The organism is Leifsonia sp. RAF41, from assembly GCF_052114085.1.
Taxonomy (GTDB): Bacteria; Actinomycetota; Actinomycetes; order Actinomycetales; family Microbacteriaceae; genus Leifsonia.
In genome coordinates this window covers 454,648-467,882 of the sequence record NZ_JBFREB010000001.1, presented here as the reverse complement: position 1 = coordinate 467,882, position 13,235 = coordinate 454,648, and the positions used below count along the sequence as shown (strand labels likewise).

Here is a 13,235-nt window from a genome sequence, read left to right as displayed (position 1 = left end):
TGTCGATCGGAGGATCATCTCGCCCAACGCTAGGGACTCGCCCGATAGTTGACGTGCTCGCGAGAGAAACGCGGCTGCGGGCGGCAGCCGTGGGGGGACACGATGACGACCGAAGGCTCTGCAGCCGAGGATTCCGGACGATCACGCGGGCGCAACCGGTTCGCACATCTGGGTTCGCGGTTTCTCCGCTTTGGTGCCGCGGCAGTGTCGCTCGCGCTCGGTTTCAGTCTGGTGCCGCTGGCCGCTGCTGACGCTGCGGGGCCGGCCGTCGTTTCGGTGGTGACGACGATCACCGACACGGCTGGTACGCCGGTCACCTCCGTCAATGCGGCGACCATCCCGAATGGCAGGTACGTGCTGAACATCGCGTACAGCTGCAACATCGCGGACTGCCTGGGCACGAACGTCACGATCCCGGGACCTGCGGTCGACTCGTTCTACGGCACGCAGCGCCGAGAGCTGAACACCTACATCTTCAATCCTCCCTTTTCGCCCCCGCCGCCCATAACCGGAACGGCCTACAACGGGCTGACGGTCAACCTCGGCACGGTGACCGCGGGGACGAGCGGGTCCTTCGGCATCGAATACACCGTGTTCAACAACACCCCCAGCGGGGTCGCCGGCGGATCATTCTTCCTGAACGGCTCCCAGATCCAACGCTCGGCGACGATCAGCGCGACGAACTCGGACACCCCCGCCACGTCGACCGCCACTGCCACCTGGGTGAGCACGGTGCCCAGCCCGAGTGCGGCACTCTCCGCCCCGGCGAACACGGCCACCGACACCGACGTCACCGTGTTTTGGTTTCGGAGCACGTCGGGGTGCGTCCAGTTCGACGCTTCGTTACTGGACTTCCGGGCTGCGGCGCAGTTCACATGTGCGCAGTCGTACACCGCGACCGTCCAACTTCCACCGAAGGCGGTCTACGTACCGGGCAGCGGCGGAACGTACGACGCGGGTACGCATAGCGTGACGTTCGCCCAGAGCGGTCAGGTCGCGGCGCGGGGCGTGTACGGCCAACCCGGAACATTCCGGGTACAGTTCCCGAGCACGCAGTACCCGACGACCTCCCCCGGCTGCATCGTCACGGAAACGTTCTCCGGCACGCAGACGGTCACCTACCTCGACGGCCAGGTCAAGGCGGCCAGCACCACCCAGAACCTACAGGTCGGCAACTGTGCGCCCTTCGGCAAGGCCAATATCGGCAAGGGCATGTGGAACCCTGCCATCAATGCCTTCGTCGGTTCGGTCAACATCCCGAACACGCCGGGTGGGACCGCGGGGGTGCGTTGGCAGGTCACCGCGAACAACCAGGGCAACGTTCCGGGTGTCGCCACGATCTCTGACACGACACTGGATCTGCCCGATCTCGCGGTGACGAATGTCGGCTATTCGGGCACCGGGGGCTCGCTCAGCTACACCTTGGACGATGGAACCACCGGTACGGCGGTCGGCTCGATCACCGCGCCGGCCGGGCGACGCATCGTCGCAGCAACCGCCACCTCTGCTCCGTTGGTCGGACCGAACTCCGACCCCTCCGGCGCATTGGGCACCCCATTCACCGTCGTATACAACACGGTGGTGCGTTACGGCGCGACGCCGGGCCAGCGGTGCAACACGGCCAGCGGGTCGGTGGCCTACCCAGGCTCCCCCGGGCTGAATCCGGTCAGTGTCGGGCCTGTGACGTCCTGCGTCACACTGGTGAGCACGGCCGGCCAGATCGGCCTGTCCGCAGGAGCGCCGGCGGCGACCGTGACCGGTGGTGGCACGGCGGTAGTCGGCAGCGAGGTGATCTGGCGGGCGAACGGCAGCATTTCGAACCTCATAGCCGGCTCCCCGCTCCGCCCGCAGTACGTCTACATCGCTCCGCTCGGCTGGACCATCCCGGCCAACGGCGCCTCGTTCACGGCCACTCCCCCGGCCGGAGCGACGTTCGACTACCGCACGGTCACATTCAACGGCACCGTCCGGCAAGCCGTGGTGGTGAACTGGCCGGCGCCGCTCGGTGTGGACGGCACAGCGACCCTGCCCCAACTGCAGGTGAAGACCTCTCCCACGCTGGCGGCGCCCGCAGGCACCAATAATCAGACCGCGACGTTCATGCTCGGCGACGTCGGGAACAGCATCGCGACCTCGTACAGTCCGGTGAAGTATGTCGACACCACCGATGTGGATGGCGACGGCAGTAGCACGGATGCGTTCGCCAGCGCCAACGGTGTGACGAGTTTGTCGCCGACTCGTTCGGTGGGGGTGAAGAAGGAGATCTGCCGCCCGGATTCCTCGGCTGCTGATGGGTGCGACTGGATCGCCGATCCCGATATCCGGGTCGGAGTGCCGCCGGCGGCGGCGGCGATCAAGTATCGGGTCACGCTGCAGAACCTGGGGAACGCCGACCTGACCAATGTGGTGATCTACGATGTCCTGCCGTATGTGGGAGATGTCGGAACGAGCGACGCGACGGCGACCACGCCGCGCGGGAGCACCGTCACGGAGACCCTGGTCGGCGTCAGCGACGTCGGTGCCGGGGTGACGCTGGCGTACTCGACGTCGACGAACCCGCCCCGGCCCCAGGTCTACTCGGGGGCGACGACCGGCACCTGGACGGGGACGGCCGGCGGGGCAAGCAGCATCCGGGCGACGCTGACGACGTTGCCGTTCCAAGCTTCGCGCTCGTTCGTCTACAGCGCAGCCCTCGTGGGCGGCGCGGCCGACCAAGTGGCATGCAACTCGGTCGCGGCGGCGACGGATCTGCTGGCTTCCATCGAGCCACGCCCGGTTTGCGCCACGACGGAAGAGTCCGATCTCCTCATCACGGCGGGCGCGCACTACCCGCTGCAGACGAATCGGGTCGGTACGATCCCCTTCGTCGTGACGAACCTGGGCGGATCGACGGCGGCGCCCGCGACGGCGACCATCGACGTTCCCGCGGGAGTGGAGATCGCCGGTCTGGCCCAGCCCGGCTGGCTGTGCACGGCTCCGGGTACGACCGGCCCCACCGAGATCAGCTGCCGCGCGGTGAATCCGGACGGAACGACGTCCCGTCTGCTGCCGATCAATACCCCGGAGACGATCAGTCCCACCTTCCGGCCTTCGCCGAGCGCTGCATCGACGGTGTGCTTCACAGGCACCGTGCACGGGATCTACAACGACCCATTCCCCGCCAATGACGTTGCGACGTCCTGCGCGACGGTCGCGCCGTCGCCGCCGCAGCTGCGGGTGACGAAGACCGATGGAGTGACCAGCGTCGCTGTAGGCCAACAGACCACGTACACCATCGCCGCGACCAATCTGCTGGTCGCCGAGTCGGTGAGTGGGATCACCCTGGTCGACACGCTTCCGCCGGGCGTTGCGTACGTGTCGTCGACGCCGACGGCCGCGGTGAACGGTTCGACTCTGACCTGGACGGGCGCGCTCGCCGCAGCCGGCGTGCTCGGCGACGGCACCAGCACCAGTGGGGGCGCCGGTTCGTCGTTTGCCGTCGCAGTCACCGTGCAGGTACTGCCCGGTGCCCAGGACAGCATCGTGAACAGCGTCGTGATGACGGCTCCGGACCCGGCCGATGCTGCGACGACGTTCACCGACCAGGCCACCGACACCGACACAGTGCTCAACGTGTTCACACCGCTGAACCCGGCCGTGACCACCCCGCAGAACACTCCCGTAACGACGCCGCTCGCGCAGGTCGTCACTGCCGCCGGTGCGGCGTTGGATCCGGCAGCAGTCAGTCAGCAGACGGCGCCGCAGCATGGTTCGTTGTCGATCAACGGCACGACCGGGGCGATCACGTACACTCCGGCCGCCGGGTACTCGGGCCCCGATACGTACGAGGTGCAGTTCTGCGACACCTCCTCGCCCGCTCAATGCGGGACGGGGCCGGTGTCGGTCACCGTTCAGCCGAACACGGTGACGGCGGTCGACGACTCGGCGACCACCACGGCCGGCACCGCGGTGTCGACCGACGTACGCGCCAACGACATCTCGGCGTCGGGGCAACCGCTGTGGACCCCGGCGGTCGCCACCCAGCCCGCCCACGGCGCTGCGGCGGTCGACGCCTTCGGCAACATCGTCTACACCCCGAACGCGCAGTTCAGCGGTGACGACTCCTACACCTACACGGTCTGCGACACGTCCACCCCGACTCCCGCCTGTGGGACGGGTACGGTCGCCGTGCTGGTGAACAACGTCTTCGTCGACGGGCCGGCCGCGGACAGCAACGGAGGCATCGGCACCGCTCAGAACACCCCGGTGACGACGCCGCTTGCGGACATCGTCACCGCTCTCGGCGCCCCGCTGGATCCGACGACGGTCACCCAAATCACGGCGCCCCGGCACGGCAGCATCACCATCGACCCGGTCACCGGCGCCGTCACCTACGCTCCGGCGTCCGGTTACGGCGGGACGGACACCTACGACGTGAACGTGTGCGACACGGCAGCCCCGCAAGAGTGCCACTCCGTCGTCGTCGGTGTCACCATCCCGCCCAACGAAGTCACGGCCGGCGACGACACCGCCACCGTGAACGCGGGTTCGTCGGTGACCACGGATGTGCTGGCCAACGATACGTCGGAGTCGGCCCAACCGCTGGCCGATCCGACGATCGCGACACCGCCGGCACACGGAGCCGCCGTGGTGAACGCGAACGGGACGATCACCTACACGCCGGACAGCGGCTACAGCGGCACGGACTCCTACGTGTACGAGATCTGCGACACATCCAATCCCATCCCGTCCTGCGATTCGGCGACGGTACTGATCACGATCGACAACGTGTTCATCGACGGCCCGGCGGCGGCCGGGAACGCCGGAGTGGTGACCGGCCAGAACACCCCGGTGGTCACCCCGCTGGCGGACATCGTCACCACGTTGGGGATGCCGATCAGCCCAGCGAAGGCGACGGTCGCCGCCCCGCCCGGCCACGGGACGCTGGCGCTCAACGCCACCACCGGGGCGATCACGTATACCCCGGCCGCGGGATATGCGGGTCCTGACACGTACGGAGTCACCGAGTGCGACACCGCCATCCCGCAGCAGTGCCACTCGGTGACGGTCGCCGTGACGGTCACCGGCAACGTGGTGACGGCGGGCGACGACACCGCGACGACCGCAGCCGGGAGCCCGGTGACGACGAATGTCCGCGCCAACGATCTCTCCGCGACCGGCGAGCCGTTGGCAGACCCGTCGGTCACCGTGCAGCCTGCAGACGGGACGACCACGATCACGGCGTCCGGAGATATCACGTACAACCCGAACGCCGGATTCAGCGGATCCGATTCGTACACCTACACGGTGTGCGACATGTCCGCTCCGACGCCGGCATGCGACTCCGCCACAGTCGACGTGACTGTGACGAATGTATTCGTGGACGGTCCGGCGGCGAGCTCGAACGGGGGTGTCAGCACGCCGCAGAACACGGCTGTGACGACGCCGTTGGCCGACATCGCCCACACGCTCGGTGCCCCTCTCGACCCGACGTCAGTGAGTCAGGCGATCCCACCGGCCCACGGCATCATCGCGATCGACCCGACCACCGGGGCCGTCACGTACTCGCCGACCGCCGGGTACAGCGGCGAGGACGCCTACACCGTGAGCGTCTGCGATACCGCGACACCGCAGGAATGCGACACCGTGATGGTGGGAGTGACGGTCGCCGTGAACGTGGTGACGGCCGTCGACGATACCGCCACCACGAACGCCGGCGTCGCCGTGAGTACTGACGTCCGCAGCAATGACACGTCGCTGTCCGGACAGCCTCTGGCCGCGCCGACCGTGACCGCCCAGCCGGACAACGGCAGTGCGACCGTCGCCGGCAACGGCGATATCACGTTCACCCCCGCCGCGGGCTGGAGCGGGAGAACCGTCTACTCCTACGAGGTGTGCGACACCTCGACTCCCACCCCGGTGTGCGACAGCGCGGATGTCGCCGTCACGGTGGACAACGTGTTCACCGACGGTCCGGCCGCGCAAGCGAACAGCGGGATCGTCACGACCCAGAACCAGCCGGTGACCACCCCACTCGCGGACATCATGTCCGCGTCCGGTTCCCCCGTGGATCCGGCCACCGTCACCCAGGAGACGGCGCCGGCCTTCGGCAGCGTGGATATCGACCCGCTGAGCGGGGCAGTGACCTACACGCCGTCGGCCGGGTACGCCGGGGCGGACAGCTACGCCGTCTCGGCCTGTGACACGGCCACCCCGCAGGAGTGCCACACCACCGTCGTGGGGGTGACCGTGCAACCGAACACGGTGACCGCTGTCGATGACAGCGCGACGGTGAACGCGGGGTCGTCGGTGACGACCGCTGTCGGTGCGAACGACACTTCCTCGTCCGGTCAGCAGTTCGCCCTGCCGACGATCAGCACCCAGCCCGCAAACGGGACCACGGCGGTCAACGCGGATGGTTCGATCACATACACCCCGGACGTCGGGTTCAGCGGCACCGACTCGTACGCCTACACGATCTGCGACACCTCGTTCCCCGACCCGGTCTGCGCCACGGCCTCCGTCGCCGTGACGATCGACAACGTGTTCATCGACGGTCCGGCCGCGGCAGGCAACCTCGGTGTGGAGACCCCGCAGGATACGGCCGTGACGACACCGTTGCAGGACATCGTCACCACGACGGGCAAGCCCATCGATCCCTCCACGGTCACCGCCGTGACCGCACCCCAGCACGGGGCGATCTCCATCGACCCGGCGACCGGTGCGGTGACCTATACCCCAGGCGCCGGCTATACCGGCACCGACGGTTACGAGATCCGGGTCTGCGACACCGCCACGCCGCCGGCGTGCGACTCCGTCGAGGTCGCTGTCACCGTCCTCGCGAACACGGTGTCGGCCCCCGACCTGCAGCTCACGACGCGCACCGACCAGGTCGCGGCCCCGCTCGACGTGCTCGCCGTGTCCGTCTCTGGATCGGGTCAGCCCCTCGCCGCCCCGCCCACCGTCACGGCCCAGCCCACGCACGGGACGGTCACTGTCAACTCCGACAACACCCTCACCTACGCGCCGGACGCCGGATTCGACGGAGCAGACGCCTTCACCTATCAGGTCTGCGACACGTCCACCCCCGCTCCGGCCTGCGACACCGGTGTGGTCGCGGTCACCGTCACGCCGGTCGCCGACCTGGCGCTCACCAAGAGCCTCGACCTGCCGGGCGCGGTCGCGAGCCTTCCGATCGCGTACACCATCGCGACCAGCAACCACGGCCCCTCCGCGGCGGCGAACGTGAGAACCATCGACCCGATCCCGGCCGCCATCCTGCACCCCCAGGGCACGCCGGACCCGGCCGTCCCGGGGGCCGACTGTGAAACACGAACGACCCGGGCCGCGGACCTTGCCCTCCTGGATCCGGACTATGGCCCCTACACACTGACGTCCCACCCCAGCGTTGTGGAATGCGCCTATCCCACCGTGGCAGCGGGAGCCACCGTGACGGATCGCATCACAGGCACCGTCGACCCCGGCCTGGCCGCGGGCACCGTCCTCCGGAACGAAGCCGTCGTCCTGACGACCGCCTACGACCCGGCGCTCGACAACAACCGCGCCGCGGCGACCGCTGACTCGATCGTGCTGCCACCGGCGCTCACCGACATCCTCACGGGCCTCGCAGGCACGGGCTCCAACCTGCGCGCTTGGTCCGCCATCGCGCTCAGCGCCCTTCTGCTCACCGGCACGGGCGCGGTGCTCCTGTTCGTCAGAGGCAGGAGACGACGAGCCGGAACCCTGTGACTCGACGGCGTGCGCTGAGCGCCGCGTCCCGCCGTCAGTCCTGGTTGCTGAAAGCGGCGTCGAAGGATGCGGTCGGCTGCTTCCAGAGCAGCGATCGGATGTAGCCGATGGCTTCCTTCGCGCCGTGCAGACGGTCCATGCCGGCGTCCTCCCACTCGATGGAGATCGGGCCGGTGTACCCGATCGACTCGAGCGCACGGAAGGAGTCCTCCCACGGCACGTCGCCGTGGCCGGTCGACACGAAGTCCCAGCCGCGACGCGGGTCGCCCCAGGGCAGGTGCGAGCCGAGCACGCCGGCGCGGCCGTTCTTCGGGCGCAGCCGCGTGTCCTTGCAGTCCACGTGGTAGATGCGGTCCTGGAAGTCGACGATGAACCCAACGGGGTCGATGTCCTGCCACATCATGTGCGACGGGTCCCAGTTGAACCCGAACGCCTTCCGGTGGTCGATCGCCTCGAGCGTGCGGACGCTGGTCCAGTAGTCGTAGGCGATCTCGGACGGGTGCACCTCGTGCGCGAACCGCACCCCTTCACCGTCGAACACGTCGAGGATGGGGTTCCAGCGGTCGGCGAAGTCCTGGTAGCCGCGGTCGAAAACCTCGGCCGGTACCGGCGGGAACTGCGCGACGTACGGCCAGATGCTCGAGCCCGTGAATCCGACCACGGTGTCCACGCCTAGTTTGCGGGCGACCTTGGCGGTGAGCTTGAGCTCTTCGGCGGCACGCTGGCGAACCCCCTCGGGGTCGCCGTCGCCCCACACCTTCGACCCGACGATCGCCTGGTGGCGGAAGTCGATGGGGTCGTCGCAGACCGCCTGGCCCTTGAGGTGGTTCGAGATGGCCCAGACCTTCAGACCGTACTTGTCGAGGATGTCGAGCCGCCCTTGGAGGTACGCGTCATCTTCCGCCGCGCGCCACACGTCGAGGTGCTCGCCCGAGCAGGCGATCTCCAGGCCGTCGTAGCCCCACTCGGAGGCGTACTTCGCCACCTCCTCCAGGGTGAGGTCGGCCCACTGGCCGGTGAACAAGGTGACCGGGTGCGTGCGACCCGATTCGGGTGTGTTCTCTGCGCTGGCGGTGTCGGTCATTCGTTCGTTCCCATCTCGATCCAGGTGCCCGACTCGGCCGAGTCGATCACTGCGTCGGTGATCCGCACGGCCCGCAGGCCGTCGGAGAAGCGCGGCAGGCCGTCGGGGTTCTCGCCCGCGACGGCCGCGTAGCTATCGGCGATGAACGCGTTGAACGCGTCCTGGTACCCCTGCGGGTGGCCGGAGGGCACAACGCACAGACGGGCGGCGTCTTCACTGAGCTGGTCGGCGTCGCGCGGGATCACCTGGCTGCCCTTCCGGCGGCCCACCCACAGCGTCTCCGGCTGCTCCTGATCGAAGGCGACGCTCTCTTCGCTCCCGGCGATCTCGAGGAACAGCCGATTCTTTCGTCCCGGTGCGACCTGCGAGACCATGAGCGTGCCGAGAGCGCCGGAGCGGGTTTCCATGACGACCGCCACGGCGTCTTCGGTGGTGATCCCCGCGTGCGAGGCGCGTTCGGCGAACACCGTGCGCTTGGTCGCGGAGACCCGACTCACCCGGTCGCCGCTGACGAACTCGACGAGGTCGACGAGGTGCGACCCGATGTCGGCGAAGGCTCGCGACCGACCACCCTGCTGAGCATCCACCCGCCAGTTGTCGTCGCCCGCCGCGAGCAGCCAGTCCTGAAGGTAGGACGCGTTGATGGTGAGGACCCGGCCTGCTTGTCCCGAGGCGAAACGTGAGCGCGCCTCGCGCACCAGCGGGTGGAACCGGTAGACGAAGGGCACGGTCGCCGTTCGACCCTCCGCGGCCGCGACCAAGGCTTCCGCGTCGGACACAGTCGTTGCGAGCGGCTTCTCGCACACCACGTCTTTGCCCGCCGCGAGGACCGCGGAAGCCTGCTCGGCGTGCACAGCGTTCGGTGTCGTGACGTGCACGACGTCGATCGAGTCGTCGGCGAGCAGCTCGTCGAGCGAACCGTATGCCCGCTCGATGCCGAGACGCTCCGCCGCAGCGGCCGAGCGCTCCGGCGACGACGAGGCGATGCCGACGAGCTCCGCCCGCGCGGCCCTCGCCGCGCGGGAGTGCACCTCTGCCATGAAGCCGCCGCCGACGATCGCCACACGCAGGCGGGCTCCCGCGGCGCTCCCGTCGCGGCGCGTAAGCCCGCCACTCGTGGCGGCGGCGTTCTGGTCGTGACCGTCCGTCATCGCGCTGACCTCAGCGTCATCTCGCTGTCCTCAGACCAGGCTCGCCGCGCGCGGGTCCCAGTCCTCCGGGAGTGCCGGAGCGACCTCGACGGTGCTCTCGACCTCCACCGGAGTCCGCGACTCGCCTGCCTCGATGGTCGACACCATGATGTCGAGCACGTGGTACGCCTGCTCACCCGAGGCGCGCTCGGGCACACCGGCGCGGATCGCCCGGGCCAGCTCGACGACGCCGATGCCGCGGCCGTCGGTCGTACCGGTGGACGGCAGGGTCTCAATGCCGTCGGCGCCGTGCACCAGCAACTCGCCCTCGAACGTGTTGGGGTCGGGCACCACGAGGGTGCCGTCGAGGCCCGCCACTTCGAACTGGGTGCGGCCGAGCTTCGAGTCGAAGCTGAAGACCGACTGCGCGGTCTGACCGCTCTCGAACTCGAACAGGGCGCTGACATGGGTGGGCACCGTCACGGCGAACTCTTCGCCGGCTCGGGGACCCGAGCCGATGACGCGGCTCTCCCGGGCCTTCGAGGCGGTGGCGCTCACCCGGGCCACCGGGCCGAAGAGCTGCACCAGTGCGGTCAGGTAGTACGGGCCGATGTCGAACAGCGGCCCGGCGCCCTCCTGAAACAGGAAGTCGGGGTTGGGGTGCCACGACTCCGGTCCGGGACTCTGCAGCAGGGTGAGTGCGGTCAGCGGCGCACCGATCCCGCCGCTCTCGATCAGACGTCGAGCCGACTGGATGCCCGAGCCGAGGAAGGTGTCGGGCGCGGTTGCGACGCGCAGACCCTTCGCGTGCGCTGCTTCCAGCAACTCGGCGCCGCTGGCACGGTCGAGTGCGAAGGGCTTCTCGCTCCACACGTGCTTGCCCGCCGCGAGCACCTGCAACGCGACCTCGACGTGCACCTTGGGGATGGTGAGGTTGACGACGATCTCGATGGCGTCGTCGGCCAGCAGCTCCTCGACGGAGCCCGAACCGGGCACGCCGAACTTCTCTGCCTGAGCCTTCGCCCGCTCCAGGTCGATATCTGCGACGAAGCGCACATCGAGGTCGGGGAACGAGGTCAGGTTCTTGAGGTACTCATTGCTGATGACCCCGGCGCCGATGACGCCGACGCCGACGCGACCGCCGCTCATGCGAGACCCTTGGAGGAGAGGAAGGCGAAGCTGTCGGCGACCGCCTGGAACCGGTCTCCACGCGAATCGTCGAGCTCGATCACGCGCAGCGCGTCGGGCGCGGCGGCGATGATCTGCTCGATCGGCAGTGAGCCCTGGCCGACCGCGACCTGGTCCTTGTTGTCGTGCGTGCCGGGGCCGTCCTTGATGTGCAGGGCGACGACGCGGTCGCCGAGCTTCGGAAGGAAGGTCACCGGGTCGGCACCGCCGACCGCCACCCAGTAGGTGTCGACCTCGAGGACGACCTCCGGGGCGAGCTTGCCCGCGAAGAACTCCAGTGCGGTGACGCCCTCGATGGTGCTCGAGATCTCGTGGTCGTGGTTGTGGTAGCCGACGCGAATGCCGTGACGGGCGGCGACCTCGGCAGCAGCGTTGAGCTGCTCGGCCGTCTGCGCCACATCGTCCGCCGTCTGCCAGCGCTCGGGTGCGACGAAGGGGTCGATCACCGTCTGGATGCCCAGTGCTTTCGCAGCGCCGAACACCTCGTCGAGGTCGCCGCCGATGAAGCTCTGGTGGGTGGTGGGAGCCGAGAGGCCGGCCTCGGTGAGGCCCTGCCGCAGCGCGTCACCGAAGCTGAGGAAGGCGAACGGCTCGACCTGGGTGAAGCCGATGTCGGCGATTTTCTTGAGGGTTCCGACCGTGTCCTCGGTCAGGAGCTCCCGGACCGTGTACAGCTGCACGGAGACTTTAGACGTCGACACTGTTCTCCTCGTCGAGTTCTGGGGTGATGGTCGCCGGATGGCGTGGTTCCATTCAACCGACCCTTCTGCCGGATGTCAATCAAAAGTCGACTGATGCCTGCATATCTTTGAGCGTCGGGTCGACACTGTGGTTCAATACCCTCATGACCGACAGCGTGCGAGACTCGGTGCTCGTCGCCGCAGACGCCGCGGAACTGCTGGCGATCCTGCGCGACGGCATCCCGCGCACGCGCGCACAGCTCGCCGAGCTGACCGGGATGGCGCGCTCGACCATCGCCAGCCGGATCGACCTCCTCACCTCCGCAGGGCTTGTCGCCCCGGCCGGCGATGACGTCTCGTCCGGCGGACGGCCGCCCGCGCGTATCCGGTTCAACCCCGGCTCCCGCGTCATCGTGGCCATCGACCTCGGTGCGACGCACGGAGTGGTCGCCCTTGCCGACCTCGCCGGCAACATCACGGCGAGCGAGTCGAGGCGCCTGCGCATCGCCGACGGCCCTGCGCCGATCCTCGACTGGGCGCTCGAGGTAGCGAGCGAGCTCTACATCGCGTCCGGCCGGCAGCCGGAGGAACTCATCGGCGTGGGCGTCGGAGTGCCCGGACCGGTCGAGCACTCGACCGGTCTCCCGGTGAACCCGCCGATCATGCCCGGCTGGGACCGCTTCGACATCCCGCATTACATCCGTCGCGTGTTCGACGTGCCGGTGCTCGTCGACAACGACGTCAATCTGCTGGCCATCGGCGAGCAGGCGCTGATGTGGCCCGACGAGACTGACCTCCTTTTCATCAAGGTGGCGACCGGCGTCGGCGCAGGAATCATCAGCGGGGGCCGCCTCCAACGCGGAGCGCTCGGTTCCGCCGGCGATCTCGGTCACGTCCGCGTGCCGTTCGGCACCGACACCCCGAGCCACGGGGAGCAGGACGCCGACCTGGAGTCCCTGGTCAGCGGTCCCGCCATCGCGCGGGCGCTCACCGAGGCCGGTTTCCCGGCCGAGACGAGCGACGACGTCGTGGCGCTGGCGCGGAGCGGCAACCCGCACGTGCACGGCGCCATCCGTCAGGCCGGCCGCGATCTCGGGGCCGTGGTCGCCACCTGTGTGAACTTGCTCAACCCGTCGATGATCGTCGTCGGCGGCAGCCTCTCCCGCGTCGGCGAGCAGCTCCTCGCCGGGATGCGCGAGGTCGTCTACCAGCGGTCGACGCCGCTCGCGACGCAACACCTGACGATCACGCAGTCGCGTTCCGGAGAGACGGGCGGCGTGATCGGTGCCGCCATCATGGTGGTTCAGCGCGCGCTGGATCCCGAGTCCGGAACACCGCGCTCGCTCTTTCGCTAGACACGACAGCGTGGTTCCCCGAGCACCGCATCCCGAATACCCTCGAATCGATTCGAACATCAGAAGGAGT

The 13,235-nt window shown here is 68.6% G+C and carries 6 protein-coding genes; 2 read left to right on the top strand and 4 right to left on the bottom strand.

All coding sequences use genetic code 11. From position 1 onward, the window contains the following. Positions 1 to 204: 204 nt before the first annotated feature. Positions 205 to 7,728: an Ig-like domain-containing protein gene (locus AB4Y74_RS02270; RefSeq protein WP_441797498.1), complete on the top strand. Its 7,524-nt coding sequence runs from the start codon at positions 205 to 207 to the stop codon at positions 7,726 to 7,728. A gap of 34 nt (positions 7,729 to 7,762) precedes the next feature. On the opposite strand, the gene AB4Y74_RS02265 is transcribed toward AB4Y74_RS02270, so the two are convergent. The 4 genes from AB4Y74_RS02265 to AB4Y74_RS02250 are packed head-to-tail and all read right to left on the bottom strand — an operon-like array spanning position 7,763 to position 11,810. After that, the gene (locus AB4Y74_RS02265; protein ID WP_441797497.1) at positions 7,763 to 8,812 is read right to left on the bottom strand and encodes a sugar phosphate isomerase/epimerase family protein; all 1,050 of its coding nucleotides are present in this window, start codon (positions 8,810 to 8,812) and stop codon (positions 7,763 to 7,765) included. Continuing rightward, positions 8,809 to 9,963 (bottom strand): Gfo/Idh/MocA family protein, encoded by a 1,155-nt coding sequence (locus tag AB4Y74_RS02260; protein ID WP_441797496.1) that lies wholly within the window; start codon positions 9,961 to 9,963, stop codon positions 8,809 to 8,811. Before AB4Y74_RS02260 ends, AB4Y74_RS02265 begins: the two co-directional genes overlap by 4 nt. Positions 9,964 to 9,993: 30 nt before the next feature. Beyond that, positions 9,994 to 11,091: a Gfo/Idh/MocA family protein gene (locus AB4Y74_RS02255; protein WP_441797495.1), complete on the bottom strand. Its 1,098-nt coding sequence runs from the start codon at positions 11,089 to 11,091 to the stop codon at positions 9,994 to 9,996. After that, on the bottom strand, positions 11,088 to 11,810 hold the full coding sequence (locus AB4Y74_RS02250) for a sugar phosphate isomerase/epimerase family protein (protein WP_441800377.1): 723 nt from the start codon (positions 11,808 to 11,810) through the stop codon (positions 11,088 to 11,090). Before AB4Y74_RS02250 ends, AB4Y74_RS02255 begins: the two co-directional genes overlap by 4 nt. Before the next feature lie 164 nt (positions 11,811 to 11,974). On the opposite strand from AB4Y74_RS02250, the gene AB4Y74_RS02245 reads away from it, so the two are divergent. Continuing rightward, positions 11,975 to 13,165 (top strand): ROK family protein, encoded by a 1,191-nt coding sequence (locus AB4Y74_RS02245; protein WP_441797494.1) that lies wholly within the window; start codon positions 11,975 to 11,977, stop codon positions 13,163 to 13,165. Positions 13,166 to 13,235 lie beyond the last annotated feature (70 nt).

Bases quoted from the DNA above. Each gene is read 5' to 3' on its own strand.
- AB4Y74_RS02260 (WP_441797496.1), bottom strand. From the start codon at position 9,963: ATGACGGACGGTCACGACCAGAACGCCGCCGCCACGAGTGGCGGGCTT.
- AB4Y74_RS02245 (WP_441797494.1), top strand. From the start codon at position 11,975: ATGACCGACAGCGTGCGAGACTCGGTGCTCGTCGCCGCAGACGCCGCG.
- AB4Y74_RS02265 (WP_441797497.1), bottom strand. From the start codon at position 8,812: ATGACCGACACCGCCAGCGCAGAGAACACACCCGAATCGGGTCGCACG.
- AB4Y74_RS02255 (WP_441797495.1), bottom strand. From the start codon at position 11,091: ATGAGCGGCGGTCGCGTCGGCGTCGGCGTCATCGGCGCCGGGGTCATC.